The 23204-nt window shown below is 62.6% G+C and carries 24 protein-coding genes and 1 riboswitch; of the genes, 18 read left to right on the top strand and 6 right to left on the bottom strand.

What is annotated here, in order from left to right; translation table 11 throughout:
• The 16 genes from ACTIF6_RS13175 to ACTIF6_RS13100 all read left to right on the top strand — a co-directional run.
• A partial coding sequence (locus tag ACTIF6_RS13175; protein WP_439588435.1) for a helix-turn-helix domain-containing protein occupies nucleotides 1-368 on the top strand: 368 nt, incomplete at its 5' end.
• 35 nt (nucleotides 369-403) lie between these two features.
• On the top strand, nucleotides 404-973 hold the full coding sequence (locus ACTIF6_RS13170) for an Hsp20/alpha crystallin family protein (protein WP_439588434.1): 570 nt from the start codon (nucleotides 404-406) through the stop codon (nucleotides 971-973).
• 92 nt (nucleotides 974-1065) lie between these two features.
• The gene (clpK, locus tag ACTIF6_RS13165) at nucleotides 1066-3915 is read left to right on the top strand and encodes a heat shock survival AAA family ATPase ClpK (RefSeq protein ID WP_439588433.1); all 2850 of its coding nucleotides are present in this window, start codon (nucleotides 1066-1068) and stop codon (nucleotides 3913-3915) included.
• A 16-nt stretch (nucleotides 3916-3931) separates the two neighbouring features.
• The gene (locus ACTIF6_RS13160; RefSeq protein ID WP_439588432.1) at nucleotides 3932-5362 is read left to right on the top strand and encodes a phospholipase D-like domain-containing protein; all 1431 of its coding nucleotides are present in this window, start codon (nucleotides 3932-3934) and stop codon (nucleotides 5360-5362) included.
• A gap of 27 nt (nucleotides 5363-5389) precedes the next feature.
• Nucleotides 5390-7219 (top strand): ATP-dependent zinc metalloprotease FtsH, encoded by a 1830-nt coding sequence (gene ftsH / locus ACTIF6_RS13155; RefSeq protein ID WP_439588442.1) that lies wholly within the window; start codon nucleotides 5390-5392, stop codon nucleotides 7217-7219.
• A gap of 78 nt (nucleotides 7220-7297) precedes the next feature.
• Nucleotides 7298-7756, top strand: a complete 459-nt coding sequence (gene hsp20-GI, locus ACTIF6_RS13150) for a small heat shock protein sHSP20-GI (RefSeq protein WP_267178706.1) — start codon at nucleotides 7298-7300, stop codon at nucleotides 7754-7756.
• Between the two features lie 22 nt (nucleotides 7757-7778).
• Complete coding sequence (yfdX1, locus tag ACTIF6_RS13145; RefSeq protein WP_103271199.1) at nucleotides 7779-8693, top strand: heat resistance protein YfdX1; 915 nt, start codon at nucleotides 7779-7781, stop codon at nucleotides 8691-8693.
• Nucleotides 8694-8795: 102 nt separating this feature from the next.
• Nucleotides 8796-9683 carry a heat resistance protein YfdX2 gene (gene yfdX2, locus ACTIF6_RS13140; protein WP_439588431.1) on the top strand — a complete coding sequence of 296 codons (888 nt, stop codon included), beginning with the start codon at nucleotides 8796-8798 and terminating at the stop codon, nucleotides 9681-9683.
• An 89-nt stretch (nucleotides 9684-9772) separates the two neighbouring features.
• Complete coding sequence (gene hdeD-GI, locus ACTIF6_RS13135) at nucleotides 9773-10384, top strand: heat resistance membrane protein HdeD-GI (RefSeq protein ID WP_016451631.1); 612 nt, start codon at nucleotides 9773-9775, stop codon at nucleotides 10382-10384.
• Between the two features lie 79 nt (nucleotides 10385-10463).
• Nucleotides 10464-11609 (top strand): hypothetical protein, encoded by a 1146-nt coding sequence (locus ACTIF6_RS13130; protein WP_439588430.1) that lies wholly within the window; start codon nucleotides 10464-10466, stop codon nucleotides 11607-11609.
• The gene (gene trx-GI, locus ACTIF6_RS13125) at nucleotides 11599-12039 is read left to right on the top strand and encodes a heat resistance system thioredoxin Trx-GI (RefSeq protein WP_439588429.1); all 441 of its coding nucleotides are present in this window, start codon (nucleotides 11599-11601) and stop codon (nucleotides 12037-12039) included. The genes ACTIF6_RS13130 and trx-GI overlap by 11 nt, the downstream gene beginning before the upstream one ends.
• A 3-nt stretch (nucleotides 12040-12042) precedes the next feature.
• A complete protein-coding gene (kefB-GI, locus tag ACTIF6_RS13120; protein WP_439588428.1) occupies nucleotides 12043-13758 on the top strand; it encodes a heat resistance system K+/H+ antiporter KefB-GI in 1716 nt (571 codons plus the stop codon).
• Complete coding sequence (gene psiE-GI, locus ACTIF6_RS13115) at nucleotides 13755-14252, top strand: heat resistance protein PsiE-GI (RefSeq protein ID WP_031329106.1); 498 nt, start codon at nucleotides 13755-13757, stop codon at nucleotides 14250-14252. Before kefB-GI ends, psiE-GI begins: the two co-directional genes overlap by 4 nt.
• A complete protein-coding gene (locus ACTIF6_RS13110; RefSeq protein WP_240294265.1) occupies nucleotides 14230-15195 on the top strand; it encodes a zinc metalloprotease HtpX in 966 nt (321 codons plus the stop codon). Before psiE-GI ends, ACTIF6_RS13110 begins: the two co-directional genes overlap by 23 nt.
• A gap of 24 nt (nucleotides 15196-15219) precedes the next feature.
• A complete protein-coding gene (locus tag ACTIF6_RS13105; RefSeq protein ID WP_004265443.1) occupies nucleotides 15220-16371 on the top strand; it encodes a S1C family serine protease in 1152 nt (383 codons plus the stop codon).
• Nucleotides 16372-16603: 232 nt separating this feature from the next.
• Nucleotides 16604-17512: a LysR family transcriptional regulator gene (locus tag ACTIF6_RS13100; RefSeq protein ID WP_003141085.1), complete on the top strand. Its 909-nt coding sequence runs from the start codon at nucleotides 16604-16606 to the stop codon at nucleotides 17510-17512.
• A 189-nt stretch (nucleotides 17513-17701) separates the two neighbouring features.
• Here the strand turns inward: ACTIF6_RS13100 and ACTIF6_RS13095 are convergent, their stop codons facing one another.
• The 4 genes from ACTIF6_RS13095 to ACTIF6_RS13080 all read right to left on the bottom strand — a co-directional run bounded on the left by ACTIF6_RS13095 (nucleotide 17702) and on the right by ACTIF6_RS13080 (nucleotide 20376).
• Nucleotides 17702-18154 (bottom strand): hemerythrin domain-containing protein, encoded by a 453-nt coding sequence (locus ACTIF6_RS13095; RefSeq protein ID WP_439588427.1) that lies wholly within the window; start codon nucleotides 18152-18154, stop codon nucleotides 17702-17704.
• A gap of 96 nt (nucleotides 18155-18250) precedes the next feature.
• Nucleotides 18251-18826: a TMEM165/GDT1 family protein gene (locus ACTIF6_RS13090; RefSeq protein WP_439588426.1), complete on the bottom strand. Its 576-nt coding sequence runs from the start codon at nucleotides 18824-18826 to the stop codon at nucleotides 18251-18253.
• Between the two features lie 5 nt (nucleotides 18827-18831).
• Nucleotides 18832-19006, bottom strand: a riboswitch (yybP-ykoY riboswitch).
• Between the two features lie 24 nt (nucleotides 19007-19030).
• Entirely contained in the window at nucleotides 19031-19666 is a 636-nt protein-coding gene (locus ACTIF6_RS13085) for a 3-oxoacid CoA-transferase subunit B (RefSeq protein ID WP_439588425.1), read from the bottom strand.
• Between the two features lie 2 nt (nucleotides 19667-19668).
• Nucleotides 19669-20376 carry a CoA transferase subunit A gene (locus tag ACTIF6_RS13080; RefSeq protein ID WP_439588424.1) on the bottom strand — a complete coding sequence of 236 codons (708 nt, stop codon included), beginning with the start codon at nucleotides 20374-20376 and terminating at the stop codon, nucleotides 19669-19671.
• Between the two features lie 82 nt (nucleotides 20377-20458).
• On the opposite strand from ACTIF6_RS13080, the gene ACTIF6_RS13075 reads away from it, so the two are divergent.
• Nucleotides 20459-21013 carry a LuxR C-terminal-related transcriptional regulator gene (locus ACTIF6_RS13075; RefSeq protein WP_439588423.1) on the top strand — a complete coding sequence of 185 codons (555 nt, stop codon included), beginning with the start codon at nucleotides 20459-20461 and terminating at the stop codon, nucleotides 21011-21013.
• A 107-nt stretch (nucleotides 21014-21120) separates the two neighbouring features.
• Here the strand turns inward: ACTIF6_RS13075 and ACTIF6_RS13070 are convergent, their stop codons facing one another.
• Nucleotides 21121-22098 (bottom strand): Bug family tripartite tricarboxylate transporter substrate binding protein, encoded by a 978-nt coding sequence (locus tag ACTIF6_RS13070; RefSeq protein WP_439588422.1) that lies wholly within the window; start codon nucleotides 22096-22098, stop codon nucleotides 21121-21123.
• Nucleotides 22099-22152: 54 nt separating this feature from the next.
• Nucleotides 22153-22542, bottom strand: a complete 390-nt coding sequence (locus ACTIF6_RS13065; protein WP_439588421.1) for a carboxymuconolactone decarboxylase family protein — start codon at nucleotides 22540-22542, stop codon at nucleotides 22153-22155.
• Between the two features lie 70 nt (nucleotides 22543-22612).
• On the opposite strand from ACTIF6_RS13065, the gene ACTIF6_RS13060 reads away from it, so the two are divergent.
• Entirely contained in the window at nucleotides 22613-23194 is a 582-nt protein-coding gene (locus ACTIF6_RS13060) for a peroxidase-related enzyme (RefSeq protein ID WP_439588420.1), read from the top strand.
• The last annotated feature ends 10 nt before the right edge of the window (nucleotides 23195-23204 follow it).

Below are 23204 nucleotides of genomic sequence, written 5' to 3'. Positions count from 1 at the left end.
TGTGCGGGCGTGATCTCCATGCCCAATATTGTCCAGCGCAAACGACACGATCGGTATTAGTGTTAACACGCCCTAGTGGGGGTGGTATGACAGCGCGCCAGCAGGCGATCTTCACACTCGACGAGTTGGCTGCCTACTTGAAAGTCGGCAAGCGGACGCTTTACCGGCTCGCCTCGCACGGGGAGATTCCGGCCTTCAAGGTCGGCGGGACGTGGCGGTTTCGTCAAAGTGAAATCGATCGATGGATCAATGATCAGATCCAAGCAGGCAGAAAGAAGGAGGTGATACGCACAGATGAACAGCCAAGTTCAGCGGAACACTCCGTGTCGTCTGGGCGCGCTGTCCGTCGCCGCAGGCAAACGGAGTGAGCGAGAGTTTTCAATTTTTCTTCTGGAGGTGTGACATGGCCATTGATTTCAAGAAATTGGCTCCCTGGAACTGGTTCAAGAAGGAGCAGGAAGAACAACAGAGCACTGCCTCGCTGCCGGTGCAGCGCAATGACCTGCCCGTGGCGGGTGGGCCCGTCAGTCCCATCCTGCAATTGCACCGCGAGATCGACCGCCTGTTCGACGACACGTTTCGAGGCTTCGGTTTCCCGACGCTGGCCATGCCACGCTGGCCGTCGGACTGGCCGGGCCTGCTGAAGCCGGCGCTGGACATCCAGGAGACCGACAAGCAGTACAAGATCGCCCTGGAAGTGCCCGGCGTCGAGGAAAAAGACATCCAGATCACGCTCGACAACGACGTGCTGCTGGTGCGCGGTGAAAAGCGTCAGGAGCAGGAAATGAATGACGGCGGTTTCCACCGGGTGGAGCGCTCCTACGGCAGCTTTCAGCGCGCTCTGAACCTGCCGGCCGATGCCAACCAGAACACGATCAAGGCCGCTTTCAAGAACGGCGTGCTCACGATCACGATGGAAAAGCGCGAGGCCAGTGCGCCCAAGCAGGGCCGCTCGATCCCGATCAACGGCTGACGCTGGTCGGCTCGCTTTTCTCAAAACCACAAAAGGATGAGGCGCCGTGATCGGTGGCGCCTCGTCAAATCAATCTTTACAGGAGCATCAGCATGGCCAGAAAACAATGCCAAGTCTGCGGCCAGTCCGCCACGGTGCGGGTGGAAGCCAATCTCAATGGTCGCCACAGCACCATGCTGTTGTGTGACGATCACTATCGCCAACTGGTGCGCCAGCAAAAGCGCACCGTCTCACCGCTGGAAGCCTTGTTCGGCTCGCGCAACGGCTTGTTCGAAGACTTCCTCGGCAGCGACTTCTTCCGCATCGGTGACGACGCACCGTCCATGGCGGCCGATACCGACGAGGTGGTCGATGCCTCGTTCGGCGAACCCGCCCCGGCTGCTACGGGCACTGCGCGCCGTCGCGGCAGTGGGCTCGCCAGCCGTATCAGCGAACAGTCCGAGGCCCTATTGCAGGAGGCCGCCCGACACGCTGCAGAGTTCGGACGCGCCGAAGTCGATACCGAACACCTGCTGCTGGCGCTATCCGACAGCGACGTGGTCAAGACCATCCTGGGGCAGTTCAAGATCAAGGTCGATGACCTCAAGCGCCAGATCGAATCCGAAGCCAAGCGCGGCGATAAGCCGTTCGAGGGCGAGATCGGCGTGTCGCCACGTGTCAAGGATGCGCTCAGCCGTGCTTTCGTGGCCTCCAACGAACTCGGCCACTCTTATGTCGGGCCGGAGCATTTCCTGATCGGGCTCGCCGAGGAAGGCGAAGGTTTGGCGGCAAACCTGCTGCGCCGTTACGGCCTCACGCCGCAAGCGCTGCGCCAGCAGGTCAGCAAGGTGGTCGGCAAAGGGGCCGAGGATGGCCGCGCCGAGACGCCGACCAACACGCCGGAACTCGAAAAGTATTCGCGCGACCTCACCAAGATGGCGCGCGAGGGCAAGCTCGATCCGGTCATCGGCCGCGCGCAGGAGATCGAGACGACCATCGAAGTGCTGGCCCGGCGCAAGAAGAACAACCCGGTGCTGATCGGCGAGCCCGGCGTCGGCAAGACCGCCATCGTCGAAGGGCTGGCGCAGCGGATGGTCGCTGGCGAAGTGCCCGAGACGCTGCGCGACAAGCGCCTGGTGGAACTCAACATCAATGCCATGGTGGCCGGCGCCAAGTACCGCGGCGAGTTCGAGGAGCGCGTGCAGAAGGTGCTCAAGGAAGTGACCGAGCACCAGGGTGAGCTGATTCTCTTCATCGACGAGGTGCACACCATCGTCGGTGCCGGCCAGGGTGGCGGCGAAGGCGGGCTGGACGTGGCCAACGTGTTCAAGCCGATGATGGCGCGCGGCGAACTGAACCTGATCGGCGCCACCACGCTCAACGAGTATCAGAAGTACATCGAGAAGGACGCCGCGCTGGAGCGTCGCTTCCAGCCGGTGATGGTGCCCGAGCCGACCGTGGCGCAGACCATGATGATCCTGCGCGGCCTGCGCGACACCTTCGAGGCGCACCACAAGGTCAGCATCACCGAGGATGCGATCATCGCCGCCGCCGAGTTGTCGGACCGCTACATCACCGCGCGCTTTTTGCCTGACAAGGCCATCGACCTGCTCGACCAGGCGGCCGCACGCGTGAAGCTGTCGGCCACGGCCCGCCCGGTGGCGGTGCAAGAGCTGGAGTCTGAACTGCACCAGCTGCGGCGTGAGCAGGACTATGTGGCCTCGCGCAAGCAATACGACAAGGCCGCCGAGCTGGGCAAGCACATCGAGGCCAAAGAGGCCGAACTCAAGAAGCTTGTCGAGGAATGGGAACGCGAGCGCGCCTCGGGCAGCGCCGAAGTCAAGGCCGAGCATGTCGCGCAGATCGTCTCGCGCCTGACCGGCATTCCGGTCAACGAGCTGACGGTGGAAGAACGCGAGAAGCTGCTGCATCTGGAGCAGCGGCTGCACGAGCGCCTGGTGGGCCAGGACGAAGCGGTGCGCGCGGTGGCCGATGCCGTGCGGTTGTCGCGCGCGGGCCTGCGCGAAGGCGGCAAGCCGGTGGCGACTTTTCTGTTCCTCGGGCCGACCGGCGTGGGCAAGACCGAGCTCGCCAAGGCGCTGGCTGAGTCCATCTATGGCGATGAAGGTGCGCTGCTGCGCATCGACATGTCCGAGTACGGGGAACGCCATACCGTGGCACGCCTGGTGGGTGCGCCTCCGGGTTATGTGGGCTATGACGAGGGCGGCCAGCTCACCGAGAAGGTGCGTCGCAAGCCCTACAGCGTGTTGCTGCTGGACGAGATCGAAAAAGCGCACCCCGACGTCTACAACATCCTGCTGCAGGTGTTCGATGACGGGCGGCTCACCGACGGCAAGGGCCGGGTGGTGGATTTCACCAATACCATCATCATCGCCACCTCGAACTTGGGCTCGGACATCATCCAGCGTCGGCTGAAGGCCCGCGGCGCCGCCGGCGAGGAATACGAGAAGACCAAGTCCGAGGTGATGGACGTGCTGCGCGGACACTTCCGCCCCGAGTTCCTCAACCGCATAGACGAAATCATCGTCTTCCATGCGCTGGGCAAGGAGGAGATCCGCCATATCGTCGGCCTGCAGCTCGATCGTGTGGCCCGCAACGCCGCCAGCCAGGGCGTGACGCTGACCTTCGATCAGACCTTGATCGATCACTTCGCGGAGGAAGGCTACAAGCCCGAGTTCGGCGCGCGTGAGCTCAAGCGGCTGATCCGCAGCGAGCTGGAGACCGCGCTGGCGCGCGAGATGCTGGGTGGCAGTATCGGCAAGGGCGATCACGCCAGCGCTCGCTGGGATGACAAGGCCGAGCGGGTTGTTTTCGAGCGTAAGGAGCCACCAGTGAAGCCGGTCGAGCCTGAAAAGCCCGATGCCGCGAACGTGGCAGAGACGCCGCCTAGCGACGAGAGCAAGCCTGCGCGCAAGAAGAAGCCGGCGGGCAGCGAATCTTGAGCGATGGGAGGCTGTCGTGTCCGACCCCAACGGGCTGACATGGGCAGCCACCCTCGTGTCGCTGGCGGTCGCTATCCCCACAGCGGGGCACGCGGTCATCTACAAGCGTGACCCTCGATCGGCCACGCTGTGGGTACTGCTGATCGCCTTGTTGCCGCTGGGCGGTTCGCTGCTGTATGGGCTGTTCGGCATCAACCGTTACCAGCGGCGGGCGCGGCGGCTCTTCCCGGGGGCAGATCCTGCTGTTCGGCAGGACCTCTCGCCCACGATGCCCGAGGCTGTATCGCCGCCGCTTGCCGGTCTGGCCCACCTGGTGGGACGTGCCACCGGCCAGTCGCTGACCGGCGGCAACCGCATCGAGCCGCTTGTCGATGGCGAGCAGGCCTACCCGGCCATGCTCGCCGCCATCGAATCGGCGCGGTACAGCGTCGCCTTGGCCTCGTACATCTTCGACAGCCAAGGCATCGGGGCGCAGTTCGTCGATGCGCTGCGCCGGGCTCATGAGCGCGGCGTGCAAGTGCGGGTGCTGTTCGACGACGTGTATGCCCGCTGGACGCCCCGCAGCGCCTACCGCGCCTTGCAGCGCGCCGGCGTTCCGGTGGCGACGTTCAACCCGACATTGATTCCCGCGCGCCTGCATGCCGCGCATCTGCGCAATCACCGCAAGCTGCTGGTGATCGATGGCGAGACGGGTTTCACCGGCGGCATGAACATCTTCGGTCCGTATTGGCGGCCCGATGCGCCGGGCCAGGCCTGTCACGATTTGCACTTTCGTCTGCGCGGGCCGCTGATTGCGCATCTGATGCGGTGCTTCACCGATGATTGGTGCGATACCACGGGCGAGCGGCTCAGCAAGGGTTACTGGGGCGAACCGCCCGTAACGGCTGATGAGCAAGGAACCTCTTGGGCGCGCGGCATCGAGGCCGGTCCCGATGAGGCCCTGGACCGGATGCGCTGGACCTTCATGGGCGCTTTGAGCGCCGCGAAGCATTCGGTGCGCATCTGGACACCTTACTTCGTCCCCGATCAGCCGATGATGGCGGCGCTAAGCACGGCCGCGTTGCGCGGCGTGCGTATCGACTTGCTGACGCCCGCAAACGGCGACCATCCCACGGTGCAATGGGCCGCACGCGCCCACTACTGGCAGGTGCTGGAGCACGGTGTGCGCATCTTCGAACGGCCGGGCCCGTTCGACCACAGCAAGCTGATGCTGGTAGACGGAGCGTGGTGCTGCCTGGGTTCGGCCAATTGGGATGCGCGCAGTTTGCGCCTCAACTTCGAGTTCAATGTGGAGGTGTACGACACCGCGTTGTCTACGCGGCTGTCATCCCTTTTTGATGCCGCTCGTGATGCGTCGGGCGAGATATCGGCGAAGGCGTTGCGCGCCCACCCGCTGGCCATCCGCTTGCGCGACGGGGTGGCCCGTCTGTTCACCCCCATTCTCTAGCGACACGACTTGCGAGGAACATTGCCCATGGAAAAGAAAGATCAATGGAACATTGGCTACTGGATCGTCGCCGGCCTGTTGCTGCTGACGCTGCAGAACTACTGGCAGGCGGCCAAGACCGTCGAGCCCGTGCCCTACAGCGAATTCGAGAAGGCGCTGGCCGAGGGGCGCGTCGCCGAAGTGCTGGTGTCGGACCGCACGGTCACCGGGCGCCTGAAATCGCCGGACAGTCGTGGCAAGACCACCCTCGTGGCCACCCGCGTCGAACCCGATCTGGCCGAGCGGCTGTCGAAATACGACGTGCCCTACGCGCGACTGGTGGAAAACACCTGGCTGCGTGATGTGCTCTCCTGGATTCTGCCGGCCGTGGCCTTCTTCGGCGTCTGGTTCTTCCTGTTCCGCCGCTTTGCCGAGAAGCAGGGCATGGGTGGTTTCCTGAGCATCGGCAAGAGTCGCGCCAAGGTATTCATGGAGAAGAACACTGGCGTGACCTTTGCCGATGTCGCTGGCGTCGATGAAGCCAAGGCGGAGTTGGTTGAGATCGTCGATTTCCTCAAGAATCTGCAGGAGTATGGACGGCTCGGGGCGCGCATTCCCAAGGGCGTGTTGCTGGTCGGCCCACCGGGCACCGGCAAGACATTGCTGGCCAAGGCTGTTGCCGGCGAGGCGGCGGTGCCCTTCTTCTCCATCTCCGGATCAGAGTTTGTCGAGATGTTCGTCGGCGTGGGTGCAGCGCGCGTGCGCGACCTGTTCGAACAGGCGCGTGCGCAGGCGCCGGCGATCATCTTCATCGATGAGCTGGATGCTTTGGGCCGCGCACGCGGTGTCGGAGGACCGATCGGTGGACACGACGAGCGTGAGCAGACGCTGAACCAGTTGCTCACCGAAATGGATGGCTTCGACAGCTCGGTCGGGCTGATCATCCTTGCAGCCACCAACCGGCCGGAGATCCTCGATCAGGCCTTGCTTCGCGCCGGTCGCTTCGACCGTCAGGTGCTGGTGGACCGGCCCGACAAGAAGGGACGGCTGGACATCCTGAAGGTGCACGTCAAGAAGGTTACCCTGGCCAGTGATGTCGATCTCGAACAAGTCGCGGCGTTGACGACCGGCTTTTCTGGTGCCGACCTAGCCAACCTGGTTAACGAAGCGGCGCTGGCTGCCACCCGGCGCAAAGCCCGTGCGGTCGAGCTGCAGGACTTCACTGCAGCGATCGAGCGCATCGTCGCCGGCTTGGAGAAGCGCAACCGTGTCCTCAACCCGAAGGAGCGCGAGACGGTGGCCTATCACGAGATGGGCCATGCCTTGGTGGCGCTGGCGCTACCAGGCACAGACCCGGTACACAAGATATCGATCATTCCGCGCGGCATCGGCGCACTGGGCTACACGCTGCAACGCCCCACCGAGGATCGGTTCCTGATGACGCGCGCCGATCTGGAGCAAAAGATCGCCGTACTGTTGGGCGGGCGCGCCGCAGAGAAGTTGGTGTTTGGCGAACTGTCGACCGGTGCCGCAGACGATCTGGCGAGAGCCACCGACATCGCGCGCGACATGATCACCCGCTTTGGCATGGACGAGGGGCTCGGCTACATCGCGTTTGAGGCGCAGCGGCCGCGTTTTCTCGACGTCCCCGAGCTGGCCCACGGCGGCTGCCGGGTGGCCGAATCGACCCAGGCGCGCATCGATCAGGCCATCCGCGACATCGTGATGGGCGTGTTCGAGCGCGCCTACCGGATCCTCGACACCAACCGCGCGGTGCTGGAGCGTTGTGCGCGCGAACTGCTGGCGCGGGAAACGCTCAACGAAAACGACATCCTTCAATTGACCCAAGGACTTGTTCTTGATGGAAACGAAAAGTAGTAGGCGCTATTCAGAGTGAGCCGGCGGCTCTGTTCGGTGCGTCATCCAATTCGCCGGCATTGTTCAAGGAGAACCGATATGTCTGCATTGACTCCGTGGGACCCCTTCCGGGAACTGGATGAATTGCAAAACCGCCTGGCGACGATGTTGGGACGGCCCCCCCAGCGACAGGGCGCCCGTACTGGCAACGAAGCCATGACCACGGCGGACTGGGCACCAATGGTGGACATCAGCGAGGATGAGAACGCATTCCTCCTCAAGCTGGATCTGCCGGAGGTCCCCAAGGATGCCGTGCGCGTCAGCGCGGAAAACGGCGTGCTCACCATCAGCGGCGAGCGCAAACTGGAAAAAGAGGAGCAGGGCAAGAAGTTCCACCGCATCGAACGTGCGTATGGCCGCTTTGTGCGCAGCTTTGTCTTGCCTGACAACATTGATCCGACCAAGGTGACGGCTTCGATGAAAGACGGCGCACTGGAAGTGCGGCTTGTCAAGGCCGAGCAAGCCAAACCGAAACAGATTGAAATCTCAGTCAACTAACTTTAATTAGGAGCCCAATATCATGAATATCAAACAGCCCCAATCAACCTTCTCCGCACTTGCCCTGGCGGTCGTCGTCGGACTGAGCGGACCAGCCCAGGCCCAATCGGCGGCAGGTTCTAGCCCAGGTGCTGCAGCCCCCTCTGCCGCATCCAAGGCGGCGCAGCCACAGGTAGATGACAAGGCCGCCCGGGAAGCCGAAAAAAAGCGTGCTGAGCTCACTCAGGACGCCATCACGGCGCTCACCAAGACCCAGGAGGCTTTGACACTTCTTGATGCAAAGAAGACCAAGGAGGCGCTCGCTGCGCTGGAACTGGCCAGCGGAAAGCTGGAACTGGTATTGGCACGCGACGCCAAACTTGCTTTGGCGCCGGTCCATGTACGCGTCATCACCCGCGATATCCACGCCAACGTGGAAACGGTGAAGAAAGCGGTCAAGTTGTCTCGGGAGTTGTTGGGTGATGGCGAGGTGCAAAAGGCCCGGCCCATCGTCGCCAATCTGGCCAGCGAAATCGTGATCGAAACCGACAACCTGCCGATGGCAACGTACCCGGCAGCGATCAAGTCGGCCGCACGGCTCATCGACAGCGGCAAGATCGACGACGCCAAGGCGGAACTCGCCCGAGCACTGAACACGCTGGTGGTGACCTCGGTCGCCTTTCCTCTGCCCGTGCTACGGGCTGAAGCCGCGATGGCAAAAGCTGAAAAGCTGGCCGAGACCGACAAGCGCGATGCCAAGCAGAACGAGGAGCTCAGCACCTTGCTGTCGTCCGTGCGCACGGAGATCGAAATGGCGCAGATCCTGGGTTATGGCAAGAAGGCGGATTTCAAACCCATCTTCGATCATGTGAAGTCCATTGAGCAAAAGTCGGCTGGTGGCAAAAGCGGCAAGGGATGGTTCGACGAGTTGAAGACGCGCCTCCAAAAGCTGTTTTGAGGTGATGAAGGGGCCGACTGTTCGGTCGGTCAGTCTCGCGATGTTCGCAGTCAGCCCCAATAGATTCGCCTATTTTCACTAACTCATACGAGGCATATCACTATGAATGAGCAAACATCGAATCCCAATGCGACGAACAAAGAAATAAACGATCAGGCCGCGGTAAGCAGCCTTCCTGTCAGTCCAGAGGCCAAGCCTGAAGTCGTCACGGAGGTACAGCCTGAGGTTCAGAAGGAAACGGACTCGCAGGCGGCAGACAAACGTAAACAAGTCCTCGATGAGGCCGTCTCGGCCTTGGCGCTGACCAAATCAGCGCTGGCCGCACTTGACGGCAAGGACGCTGCACGCGCATTGGCAACGCTGGCCGAAGTGACTGGAAAGCTGGAGCTGATCGTTGCGCGCGAACCCACGCTCGCCCTGGCCCCCGTTGATGTGCGCACCATCGTGCACGACTTGTTCGCCAACATGGAAACCATTGAGGCGATGACCGATGAGGCGCTGGATGCCCTCAAACATGGCGAGGTGCAACAGGCACGTCACGTGCTGGCTTTGCTGGCCAGTGAAATCGTGATCGCGGTCACTAACATCCCTCTGGCGTCCTATCCCGCAGCCGTGAAGTCAGTCGTGCCGCTGATCGATCAGGGCAAGATTGAAGAAGCCAAAGCCGCGCTGCAGGCAGCGCTCAGCACGCTGGTCGAGACGCGCAGCGTGCATCCGCTGCCCGCCCTGCGCGCCAGGCTGCTCCTGAAGCGCGCCGAGACCTTGGTAGAAGATGGTCAGCGGAGCGAAGCGTCCAATGAGCGCCTGGAGACATTATTGAACGAAGCGCGGCAGCAGTTGGAAATGGCAGAACTGCTGGGCTATGGAAAGAAGAAGGACTTTGAGCCCCTGTATGCTGAACTCAAGAAAGTCAAGCAAAAGACGGCTGGGGGAGGCGGCGGAAAAGGCTGGCTCGATGAAATCAAGGCAAAGCTGTCCAAGTTGTTCTGAAATCCCTGGAGAGGGGGCGCATAGCGCCCCCTCTCTTGTCCCATGAGTGTTTGATTTTTTATTTTGTATAGATCTTTAGGAGATATTGCATGAACACAGACACCATCGCTAATTCCAATGCGGATGACCCCACCAAAGCACTGTGTTCGCTGAGCCAAAATTGGTGGCTTTTTGTGCTGCGCGGTGTCTTGGCATTGATTTTTGCAGCCCTTGCGTTCTGGATGCCACAATCGGCTCTGTTGGCCATGACCATCATGTTCGGCGCATTTTCCTTGGTCAATGGCGCTTTCAACTTGGTTGCAGCGGTGCGCCATATCCAGAAAAAAGAGCGCTGGGGCTGGCTGCTGTTCAGCGGCATTGTCGGCATACTTACGGGCGTCGTCGTCCTGGTTGCTCCTTGGGTTGCCACGATAGTCTTGGCTTCTTTTTTATGGGCTAGCGTGGGCTTCTGGGCGATTTTCACCGGTGTGCTGGAGATATCCGCCGCCGTTCGGCTGCGTCAAGAAATCAAGGGTGAAATTTGGCTTGCCTTCAGTGGACTGCTCTCGATTGTCCTTGGCGCTATCGTCTTGTGGATATTTTTTTCCCGTCCGGTCGAGTCATTCCTGGCCGCAGGCTGGCTGTTGGGCTTCTATGCGGCAGTCTATGGTGTCACGCTTTTGTTCTTGAGTTGGCGTCTTCGCAAAACGCGCCAGGGATAAGAGCGGGTCAAACTAAATTCTATGGATATGAGCATTTTCGGTTCGTGCCTCCATAGAAATGACATCAAAGGAGTCATGCATGCAGATGCAATATAGCTATCGAGCTATCGACAAAGAGTTTCATGAACCATGGCAGAGAGCTTTGGGAAATGTGATCGAGCACGCCCTCAAGCCATTGCTCGACAAACACACTAAAGATTCAGTGCGACTTCAAATCGTCCTTGATCGCGACAAGACCAAGCGGCAATTTCTGGCAAGCGGTTATATACACCTGCCCGGCAAAAAGATTGTCAGCGTCACTGCATTACATGACGAGCTGACGCCCCTCGCGCAGATGCTCGCACAGTCGTTGTTCCGTCAGGCCAAGAAGCATTTTGACCGGCTGCATGCTCAGGACCAAATCAAGCGCAAAGCACGACGCGAGCGCTTGCGCGAGCTCAAGGTGCGAATTGCCGCAAAACCCGCGTCAGCCGCCCATGAGGCCAAAGTGACCCGAATGCCTCTACTGTCGAAACTTGAGGCTGTCGCAAGGCGTGAGCTGGCTTATCTGCGTGCCGTCGGCGATTTACCGCGCGATTATCCGACGCTGCGCGACGTGGTGGATGAAGCGATTGTCCAAGCTGAGGTGGAATGGCAGTCCGTGCCGGAAGAAAAAGCGGCTTACTTCGGTCTTCTGAAGCATCTGTTCGCCGTCCTGGATCACGAAGTGGCAAACAGCCGGCAATTTGGCGAATTCGTTTCTCTGGACGCGCCGGTCGAAGCGGATGCCCAGGACGTAGCCGAGGCCATGGTGGAAGAGGAAGTCTTCGAATTTTATCAGCCCGATGACACACTCAGGCTGGCCGATATCATCGCTGACAGTCAGCATCCCGATGCCGCAACGATCGCGGAACAGGAGGAGCTAGTTGATCGGTCGAGCGAGTTCGCTTTTGCATTCGACCTGCTGAAGGACATGCCGCGTTTGTGGCGGCGCATTTTTCTGCTTATCCGTGTGGACGGGCTGGATGCCAGCAGCGTCTCTGAAATCCTGCTGATTCCTAGTAAGGAAGATACTGTCCAAAGGTGGCTGATGCAGGCCGAAGCGTTCATCGCTGCTCATTTGGAAGAGGCCGGAGTAAGCAAAGACGGGAACGATTGGCTCCAAGGCGTTGATTGGTCGGCATTGTCTGTGACCCGAAGCGCGGCAGCCTCACTGTGGTCCAAGGAGGCGAACCATGAAGAATGATCTTCACCTCGTCTGTCCGCATTGCCAGTCCATCAACCGCGTACCGACTGCGAAGCTATCGGAACATCCCAACTGCGGCCGCTGCCAGCAGCCCTTGTTCACGGGCGAACCCATCGAGTTGACCACGGCGACGTTTTCGCGCCACGTGGAGCGCAGCGACCTGCCACTGTTGGTCGATTTCTGGGCACCTTGGTGCGGGCCGTGCAAGATGATGGCCCCGCAGTTCCAGCAAGCGGCGCGCCAGCTCGAACCCAGGGTCAGGCTGGCCAAGGTCAATACCGAGGCAGAACCCCACCTGGCCGCGCAGTTCGGCATCCGCAGCATTCCGACGCTCGCCCTGTTCCAGGGTGGGCGGGAGATCGGGCGTCAGGCCGGCGCCGTGGGCGCGCAGGACATCGTGCGCTGGGCATCTGCACAGGTGGGGCGCTGACCGATGCAGGACTTGCTCGGCGCCACCCTGATCCTGCTGGCGGCATGCAGCCTCGCGGCGGTGGCGACGGCGGCGTTCAGAGTACCCGCCTTGCTGGGTTACCTCGCCGTCGGCGCCTTGCTGGGCCCGTCGGTCAGCGGTGTAGTCGCGCCGGGAGAAGCGCTTGATTTTCTGTCCGAGCTGGGCGTGGCCCTGCTGCTGTTCATGGTTGGGCTGGAGTTCTCCCTCGGGCACTTCTGGCTTTCCCGTAAAACCGTATTGGCGTCCGGCAGCTTGCAGATGATCGCTGTCGCCACGCCACTGACCTTGATGTTGATGTGGCTGGGACAGCCAGTTCAGAGCGCTGCGTTGCTCAGCACTGCGGCGGCCATGTCGTCCACGGCGCTGGTCAGCCGACAGCTGGCCGACCAAGGCGAGCTCACCACCCGCCACGGCCGCAGCGCCATCGCCGTGCTGGTCTTTCAGGACCTGGCCAGCGTGCCCCTGCTGGCCCTGCTGGCGATCTGGGCGCGCGGCGAGTCGCCGAAGATCGAGAGCGTGCTGCTCGAAGTGTTGGGCGTGCTGATATTGTTCGCGGCAGCGGCCCTCGCCTCCCGTCGTCTGTTGCATGGCCTGCTGGGCTGGGTGGCGCGGCAGGGCCACGAAGAATCCTTCGTGCTGGTTTCCTTGTGCGTGGTGGTGGCTGCCGCCGCTGCTGCACACGCGGTCGGCGTATCCGCCGCCCTGGGTGCGTTTTTGGCCGGCATGGTGCTGGGCGAGAGCGACTTCCGTCACCACATGGAAAGCCACCTCAAACCGTTTCGCGATGTGTTGTCGGGGGTGTTCTTCGTGACCATCGGCCTGCAGTTGGACGGAGCACAGATTCTTTCGGCACCGCTGACGGTGTTGGCGTGGCTGGCAGTGCTGGTGCCGGTCAAGATCGTGCTCAATACCCTGGCCTTGCGGGCGACGCGCTTGTCCGCCCTCGATGCCTGGCGCACGGGCATAGCGTTGGGGCATGGCGGCGAGTTCGCCCTGCTGTTGTTGGGCATGGTCTTGCAGCAGCATCTGATCCCCGCGACCGTCGTACAACCCATGCTAGTTGCGCTGGTGCTCAGCATGGCCCTGGCACCGCTACTGATCCGCCATCACGATGTACTTGCCCGGTTCTTGAGCCGCACCGGCGGCGTCATTCAGCCACCCCAGGCTGAAGAAGTTGAGATCGCCGCGCAGACGGCGCGATATCGAGACCATGTCATCGTGTGCGGCGCGGGCGAGCTTGGCCTGACCGTCAGCGAGATTCTTCGCCACGCCGGCGTGGCGCATCTGTTGCTGGAGGCGGACGCGCAGAAGGTCGAGGCCGCGCGTGCCGCCGGCGCGCCGGTGTTCCATGGCGATGCCAGTCGGCCCGATACCTTGCTGGCTGCCGGCTTGACGCATGCGCACATGGTGGTGCTGACGTTCGCCCATGCCCAGCAAGCGTTGCGCATCGCCCAGGCGATTGCCGAGCGCCGTCCGGCGCTGACCTTGTGGGTGTCATGCAGAATTACGACCGCGGCCGATGCATTTCGCGCCATGCCCAACGTGCGCGTGTACCAGCAATCCTTTGCCGCAGCTATTGGGCTGGCGGAACAGGTGATGTCGACGCTTGGCATGTCGACCGAGCTGATTGAAGGACACATCAGCGCAATGCGCCGCCGTCTCGACAGCAGCCGTTTTCCAGGGAGTTCATCGTCATGAAATCAACACGCCTTAACCCATTTCAGGTCTTGCGCGACCAATTGGCCATCATGAGTTTTTACGAGCGCTTCGAGCAGGTCGTCGCGCTCGTGCTGTCGGCGGTGATTGCCGTCATCATCGTGGTGTCGCTGTTCCAGCTCATCTCCATCGTCTTCACGCTGCTGGTTCTCGATGCCTTCAATCCCCTGGATCACAAGGTATTCCAGAGTGTGTTCGGCATGATCATGACGCTCTTGATCGCGATGGAGTTCAAGCATTCCATCGTGCGCGTGGCGCTGCGTCGGGACAGCATCATCCAGGTCAAGACCGTGATCCTCATCGGCCTGATCGCGCTGGCGCGCAAGTTCGTGATCCTCGACCCCGAGGCGAGCCCTGGCAAGATCGCCGCGCTTGCAGGCGCCACGCTGGCGCTTGGTGCCACTTACTGGCTGCTGCGCGAGCGCGACGACCGCGCCGCCGAGACATCTGAGCATGACCCGTCATCATCCCAGTGACCCGCGCGCGGCGTTGTTGCAACACCGCTGGCTCAACCGCCTGCAGACCGGGCTGTTGGTCCTGACCCTGGTCGGGATCGCAGCCGCCGCAGGAAGCCTGCTGTTCGGGGAAAGCGACCTGTGGCTCGCGCTGTTTGCCGTTGCAGGCACGCTGCTGCTGGAACCGGCAGCCGCATCCGCCTTGACCTTGCGCCTATACCGCGCCCGGGCGCTGCACCCACACGAAGCCCCGGAAATTTGGGCCCTGTTGCACGAGCTGTCCGTCCGTGCCGGTTTGCCCGCAACGCCGGTGCCGCACTACGTGCCCAGTGCCGTCGTCAACGCCTTCGCCGCCGGATCGAAGCAGGAGGCATCGATCGCCCTCACCGATGGCCTGCTGCGCCGCCTGAGCCCACGCGAGCTGGCGGGTGTGCTCGCGCACGAGATCGCGCACATCGCCAGTGAGGATCTGCGCGTCATGGGGCTGGCGGATTCCGTCAGTCGCTTCACGAGCCTACTGGCCCTTATGGGACAGATCGCGATCCTGCTGAGCCTGCCCGCGCTGCTGGTTGGCGCGGCGGAGGTCTATTGGCCTGGTTTATTGTTATTGGCCGCATCGCCCCAGCTGGCCCTGCTCGCACAGCTCGGCTTGTCTCGCGTGCGTGAGTTCGACGCTGACCGCCTCGCTGCGGAACTGACTGGCGACCCGCAGGGGCTTGCGTCCGCGCTGGCGAAAATCGAGCGGGTCAGCCGCTCCTGGCGCGCCTGGTTGTGGCCGGGATGGGGCAATCCCGAACCCTCCTGGTTGCGCACGCATCCGGCCACGCAAGAACGCATCTCACGCCTACTGACGTTGGCGCCTGGGCCAGCATCAGCGTTGCCACTCCACGCGCCCCATTTCTTGCCGGAATCCGCTTTGACGCCGCGCCCACCGCGCTGGCGCCCGAGCGGGCTGTGGCGCTGATTGCCTATCAACAGGAGACTTCTCATGGCCTACCCCGACCCGTACCAACGTCCCGCGCCGGACCACTTCGTCCGGCGCTGGCTCTTCATCACCGCCTGTATTGCCGCGCTCATGCTGCTGTGGCAGTTCCTGCCCGCCATCGAGGCCTGGTTCAGTCCGCGCGAGGCGGCAGAACGCACTGTGACGGCGCGTGGCGATCTGGCGGCGGACGAGAAAGCCACCATCGAACTGTTCGAGAAATCGCGCGCCTCGGTGGTCTACATCACTACCGCACAATTGGTACGCGATGTCTGGACGCGCAACGTCTTCTCCGTGCCGCGCGGCACTGGCTCGGGCTTCATCTGGGACGACGCCGGCCACGTCGTCACTAACTTCCACGTCATCCAGGGCGCGTCCGAAGCCACCGTCAAACTGGCCGACGGCCGCGACTACCAGGCCGCACTGGTGGGGACGAGCCCCGCGCACGACATCGCTGTGCTCAAGATCGGCGTCGGTTTCAAGCGCCCGCCGGCCGTGCCGGTCGGCACCAGTGCCGACCTCAAGGTGGGTCAGAAGGTGTTCGCTATCGGCAACCCCTTCGGCCTGGACTGGACGCTCACCACCGGCATCGTCTCCGCGCTCGACCGCTCGTTACCCGGAGAAGCGGGCGGCCCGGCCATCGATCACCTGATCCAGACCGACGCCGCCATCAACCCTGGCAACTCCGGTGGGCCGCTGCTCGATTCGGCAGGAAGGCTCATCGGCATCAACACGGCGATCTATAGCCCCTCCGGCGCCTCGGCCGGGATTGGTTTCGCCGTGCCGGTGGACACCGTCATGCGCGTAGTCCCGCAACTCATCAAGACCGGTAAGTACATCCGTCCGGCGCTGGGCATTGAGGTGGACGAACAGCTCAATCAGCGCCTGCTGGCGCTGACTGGAAGCAAGGGCGTGTTCGTGTTGCGTGTTACCCCTGGTTCGGCAGCGCACAAGGCCGGCCTCGCGGGTGTCGAAGTCACGCCGCAAGGCATCGTGCCGGGCGACCGCATCATCGATGTTGATGGCCAGGCGACGGACGATGTGGCCAAGCTGCTCGCGCGGCTAGACGACAGGAAGGTCGGCGATGTGGTGGTCTTGTCAGTGGAGCGGGCCGGCAAATCGCGCGAGGTGCGTGTGGAGCTGCAACCCGGGAATTGATTGAACTGAACCTGTGGATCAGGCGGTAGTGCAGCGTCGCGGCGATTGAGGTTCTCAGGTCTTCGGCCAGGTAGCGTTCCGCCTCAACCTCCGTAATTTTCGGATGCGATCTGCCTATCCGAATAGGCAAGCATGCAACGCCGGAACCTCTTGCCAATCATCGAAGGAGAAAGCGAGGCGCAATCCGCATGAGGTAGACGCAGGCCAGGAACGAGGCAAACAGGAGGCCGCATTGGAACTCAGACTACTGCGCTATTTCGTTGCGGTCGCGGAAGAACTGCATTTCGCGCGAGCGGCCGAGCGCCTTGGCGTAGAACAATCGCCTGTGTCGCGCGCAATGCGAAATCTCGAAGCCACGCTCGGCGTGCAGTTGTTCGACCGCAGCGCGCACCAGACGCGACTGACCTGGGCCGGTCAAGTGTTCCTCGGTGAGTGCCGGCGCGTGCTGGCCACCGTGGAGCAGGCGGTGAGTGCCGCAAAGGCGGCGGCGCAGGGCTATCAGGGTTATCTGCGCATCGCCATCTGCGACAGCTTGGCGCAGCCCCACATTGCCACCTTGCTGGCGCGCAGCCGCGAGGAAGAGCCCGAACTGGAGATTCGCGTCTTCGAGCTGCCTTTCGCGCAGCAGCTCAAGGGCCTGCACAACGATCTGCTGGACATCGGTTTTGCGCTGTCGGACGCGGTGAGCGAAGGCCTTGTCGCCGAGCCCGTGTGGACCGATCCTCTGTCGGTGATCGTGCCCGTGCGCCACCCCTTGTTGGCGCACGCGGAAGTGCCATTGGATGAAGCCTTGAAGTTTCCGTTGGTACTGTGCCATCCGGACGCGGGATCGGGCTGCCACCACCAGATCCAGGCGGTGCTTCAAGGTGCGTCCAAGCCGCTCAAGCTGGTAGATCAGGTGACGAGCCTAGGCGTGATGCTGACTCTGGTCGGTGCCGGTTATGGCCTAGGTTTCGCCATTGCCTCGCAGGTGCAGACCCTGAACCGCCCCGACATAACCGTTCGCCCCTTGGCCGGCACGCCGCCCATGCTGTCCACCTACCTGCTGCGCCGCAGCGCCGAACCCTCTGAGCCCATGAAGCGGTTTCTGCAGCGCGCCCGCGAGGAGTTCCTGCCAAAGGGAGATGAACCGGCATCGTGACGTTGAGCGCTCGGGTACATTGGCTACTGCTGGCTGTCCATGGCTCGCACTGGACTTGCTCGGAGCGCGCGTTGACCAAGCGTGGTTTTTCAGTCCATAATTATGTCCATCTCGGTTCGCCGAGTGCGGAAAACTCGTTATCAATCAACGAGTTGGGAACACGATGATGTTCCCTTCACCCGCTCCATATCAAGGCGCCACCACCTCGCGCATGCGCTTCAAGTCCTTGCGGTACTTGGTGGCCAGCGACTGCTTCTGACGGTCGTTCAGGATCTTGCCCGACACCTGGAAGAACTTTCGCTCTTCCTCTCTCAGGTGATGGTGCACCTCATGCGACAGCTTCTTCACCCATCCCGACCACTCATCGGGCTTGCCCCGGCACTTGGCCAGCTCTTCCACGCACTCGTCGATTTCATGGTGTTCAGCCAGCGCATGGCGCGATGACTTGAGCCCCATGTCGTCCAGCAGGATCTGCGCATAGAGGAAGCGTTCCTCGGCTGCGGCGTGGGCCGCGAGCTCGATCCTCAGTGCCCTGAAGATTTCCTGCGCCTGCGCGTCCCCGGGTTTGGCGCGCGTCAATTGGCGGCACAGCTTGCGTTGAACTTCGTGGCTTTCCCGCAGGGCGTCGTAGATGTTGTCCAAGAGCTTCTCCTTCTTGTGGCATGGCACGCTCGTTCATTCGGCGTGCCTTGAACCATACCCAAGGGGGGCGGCACCAGACGTAGGACGGCGCCGCAATCAGCCGGTCAGCGATCCGATGCCCAGCAGCGCCAGCACGCCCAGCACCGCAAAGATCAGCGCGGCCACGATGTGCACCGTCTTGATCGGCACACGCCGCGTGAGCGCGTCGCCGAAGAACACCACCGGCGCATTGGCCAGCATCATGCCGAAGGTGGTGCCCAGCACCACGGCTATCAGCGGTTCGTACTGCGCGCCCAGCGCCACCGTGGCGATCTGGGTCTTGTCGCCCATCTCGGCCAGGAAGAAGGCCCAGGTGGTGGCCAGGAACACGCCCATCTGGCGCTTGGGCAGCGCATTCTCGTCATCGAGCTTGTCGGGGATGAGCATCCACAGCGCCATGGCGATGAACGAGATGCCGAGCACCCAGCGCATGACGTTCGGGCCCACCGTGGCCATGATCCAGGCGCCTGCGGCGCCGGCCAGCGCATGGTTGAGCAGGGTCGCCACAAGGATGCCCCAGACGATGGGCCAGGGGCGCTTGAAACGGGCGGCGAGCACCAGCGAGAGCAACTGCGTCTTGTCGCCCATTTCGGCGAGGGCGACGATGCCGGTAGAGATGAGGAAAGCTTCCAAGACAGAACTCCGAGGGCCGGCAGAAACCAGAAGACCACACGGCGTCCCCGGCCCATCCGGAGGCAGTGTGGTCAAAGGTCTTGCCAGGCTGGAAGCTGTCTGCGCCATGGCCGTGAGGGCCAAGTGTGTTGACGCGGACCCCTGCAGGTTGCAGGGCGGCTACTCCCCAATGACGGGTGCAGGCGGGAGTATACCCGCCGAGGGTCAGACCAGCGTGACGCCGGTCTTCGACTGGATCAGCTCGCGCGTGACGCCAGGGGCCAGTTCCACCAGCTTTAGGCCTTGCGGTGTCACGTCCATCACACCCAGGTCGGTGATGACACGATCGACCACGCCCACGCCCGTCAGCGGCAAGGTGCAGGCCGGCAGGATCTTCAGGTCTTCGGTGCCGTCCTTCTTCTTGGCCACGTGCTCCATGAGCACGATGACGCGCTTGACGCCAGCCACGAGATCCATGGCACCGCCCATGCCCTTGACCATCTTGCCCGGGATCATCCAGTTCGCCAGATCGCCCTTCTCGCTGACCTGCATGGCACCCAGGATGGACAGATTGATCTTGCCGCCACGGATCATGGCGAAGCTGTCGTGGCTGCCGAAAATGCTGGAGCCCGGCAGCGTGGTCACGGTCTGTTTGCCGGCATTGATCAAGTCGGCATCCACCTGGTCCTCGGTGGGAAACGGGCCGATGCCCAGCATGCCGTTCTCGCTCTGCAGCCACACTTCCTTGTCGCCGGTGTGGTTGGCCACCAGCGTGGGAATGCCGATGCCGAGGTTCACATAGAAACCATCTTCGAGTTCCTGCGCCGCGCGCGCGGCCATCTGGTCTTGGGTCCACGGCATGGTCAGGCTCCTGCTTTCTCGGTGATGGTGCGCTTCTCGATGCGCTTCTCGGGGTTCGGGTTGTGCACGATGCGGTGCACATAGATGCCAGGCAGGTGAATCTCGTCGGGCACCAGCGCCCCGGTCTCCACGATCTCTTCGACTTCCACCACACAGATCTTGCCGGCCATGGCGGCGGCGGGGTTGAAGTTGCGCGCGGTCAGACGGAATTGCAGATTGCCCGACTTGTCGGCACGGTGCGCCTTGACCAGCGAGACATCGGGCACCAGTGCGCGCTCCATCACGTAGGCCTCACCATCAAATTCGCGCAGTTCCTTGCCTTCGGCCACCAGCGTGCCCACGCCGGTCTTGGTAAAGAAAGCCGGAATGCCGGCGCCGCCGGCGCGCAGCTTCTCGGCCAGCGTGCCCTGGGGGGTGAACTCGAGCTGCAGTTCGCCGGCCAGGTACTGGCGCTCGAACTCCTTGTTTTCGCCCACGTAGCTCGAGATCATCTTGCTGATCTGGCGCGTCTCGAGCAGCTTGCCGAGGCCAAAGCCGTCGACGCCCGCGTTGTTGGAGATCACAGTGAGGTTCTTTGCGCCGCTGTCGCGCAGTGCATCGATGAGAGCCTCAGGAATGCCGCAGAGGCCGAAGCCGCCAACCGCCAGCAACTGGCCATCGGCCACGATGCCTTTGAGCGCGGCATCCGCACTCGGGAAGATCTTGTTCACGTGGAAGTCTCCTGGGTAGAAACGAGCAAGCCGCTACGATACTACGTAAAGACATACGTAGTATTTCGTAAAGCCAAACCCTATGGACATCGACTACCGACTGGCCTTCGACCTGGCCCCCGTGGGTCTGGCGCTCTCGCGTCAGCGCGCCATGGTCGACTGCAATCAGGCCTTGTGCGATATGTTCGGCGCGACCCGCGAACAACTGGTCGGCCAGAGTTTCCAGATTCTCTACCCGAGCGCGGACGAATACGAACGCATGGGCGCCCGCATCGAACCCCTGCTCGGGCGCAACGGCACTTACGCGGACAACCGGATCATGAAGCGTGTGGGCGGTCGCCTCAGGGGCGATACCTTCTGGTGCCACGTGACCGGCCGTGCACTCAGCCGCGACACGCCACACGCAGCCGGCATCTGGAGCTTTGAAGACCTGAGTTCACGCCGTGCGGTCAAAGCAGAACTCACGCCGCGCGAACGCGAAGTAGCAGCCTTTCTCATGGATGGCCTCACCAGCAAGGAGATCGGCAAGCAACTCGCCATCAGCCACCGCACGGTGGAGATCTACCGCGCCAGGCTGATGCGCAAGTACCAGGCGCACAGCACACCCGATCTCGTGCATCGACTGCTTGCCGGGTAAAGGAACACCCCCGCGCCGCCTTCGGCGTCACCCCCTCCAGGGGGCGCACCCAGCAGCCCGGCAAAGCCGGTTCTGCGGCTGCACTGGGGGATGTTTCCTCACCGAGCTCACTGCGGCTGGAAGCCGCTGTCCTGGATGATCTTCGTCCACACCTTGCCGTAGGCCTGTTCACGCGCGCCGAGCTGTTCGCCACTCATGAAACCCACGGTCAGTCCCATGGCCGTGAGCTTGTCGCGCACGTCGGGCTGTGCGATGGCTTTCTGCACCGCCTGAGCCATGCGGTCCAGCGCTGCCTTGGGCGTGCCGGCGGGGGCAAACAGACCGTAGTACGGCACGTCCTCGAATCCTTTCAGACCCAGCTCGGCGAACGTGGGCACTTCGGGCATGGCGGCCTGTCGCTGGCTGCCCATGACCGCCACCACGCGCAACTTGCCGGCCTTGTGGTTTTCGATGAAGTCGGGGATGGAGGCCACGCCGGCGGGGATCTGGTTGCCCAGCATGTCGGCCATCATGGGCGCGCTGCCGCGGTAAGGCGCGGCCACCAGGTCCAGCCCGTTCTGCTTCGCGATCACCTGCACCAGAAACTGCGGCACCGAAGCCGGCGCGGGAATGCCCACCGAGCCCTTGCCTCCAGCCGCCTTCACACCGTCCACATAGGCCTTGAAAGACTGTGCGGGCGTGCCACTGGACACCGCAAAGGCATTGACGAAGGTCGCGAATCCCGCCACCGGCACGAAATCCTTCGCCGGCTCGTAGCCGGGATTCTTCGTTACCATGGGCAGAATGGTGATGCTGTGGTCGTGGCTGAGAAACACGGTGTGGCCGTCGGGCGCTGCGGCCTTGAGCGCCTGCGCTGCAAGCTGCCCGCCTGCACCGGGCTTGTTGTCGACCACCACCGCATGGCCCAGTTCTTCCTTCAGGCGCTCGGCCAGGATGCGCGCGATCGCATCGGTACCGCCGCCCGGCGGGAAGCCCACCAGCACGCGCGTGGTGGGCGAACTCTGAGCCTGGGCCAGGCCGAGGCAGAGCGTGGCACCGAATGCGATGGCCATGCGGCGGGTCAACGGCGAAACGGAATTTCTCATGGCACAAGGCTCCTGAAAGAAGGGGATTTTGAAGTACGGAAAGGCGAGCAAGGTTCAGGCCACCGGCGCGTCCACCACGCTGGCCGCGGTGCGGAAGGCGTCCACCGCCGCCGGCACACCGCAGTAGATGCTGGCATGCAGCAGCACCTCCTGGATTTCTTCGGGCGATGCACCGTTGTTGAGCGCTCCGCGCACATGCCCTTTGAGTTCGTGCTGCTTGCCCAGCGCCGTGAGCATGGCCACGGTGATGAGGCTGCGGGTCTTCAGATCCAGGCCCGGACGCTGCCACACGTCGCCCCAGGCGTTGCGCGTGATGTACTGCTGCATGGGCAGGGAGAAGGGCGTGGCGTTGCCGAAGGCCTGCGCCACGAAGTCTTCTCCCATCACCTGCTTGCGGGTGGCGAGTCCCTTGTCGAAATCCTTTTCGGGGGGCAGCTGGCTCATGCGATGGGCTCCTGAAAAACCACCAGCATAGCCGCTGCCGCTACCATCTCACGCTCAACAGGAGACCCGCATGAACCGCTATCCCGCCCCGGACATCAACGACCTCCCCGAGGACATCAAGGCCAAGGTGCTGGAGGTGCAGGAGAAAGCCGGCTTCGTGCCCAACGTGTTCCTCGCCCTGGCACGCCGGCCGGCCGAATGGCGCGCATTCTTCGCCTACCACGACGCGCTCATGCTCAAGGAAGAAGGTTCGCTGACCAAGGGCGATCGCGAAATGATCGTGACCGCCACCAGCGCCGCCAACCAGTGCCTCTACTGCGTGGTGGCCCACGGCGCGATCCTGCGCATCTACGAGAAGAAGCCGCTGGTGGCCGACCAGGTGGCGGTGAACCATCTCAAGGCGGACATTCCGCCGCGCCAGAAAGCCATGCTGGATTTCGCCATGAAGGTCTGCCTGCGTTCGCACGAGATCAACGACGACGATTTCCCGCCCCTGCACGCACACGGATTCTCGGACGAGGACATCTGGGACATCGCCTCGATCACGGCCTTCTTCGGCCTGTCGAACCGCATGGCCAGCTTCAGCAACATGATGCCCAACCCGGAGTTCTACCTGATGGGCCGCGTGCCCAAGGCAAAGCCCGCAACCTGATCGGTCAACC

Origin of the sequence: Hydrogenophaga sp., assembly GCF_051860785.1 — a bacterium.
Taxonomy (GTDB): Bacteria; Pseudomonadota; Gammaproteobacteria; order Burkholderiales; family Burkholderiaceae_C; genus Hydrogenophaga.
The sequence above is the reverse complement of the archived record's forward strand: the minus strand, read 5'-3'. Positions and strand labels throughout refer to the sequence as shown.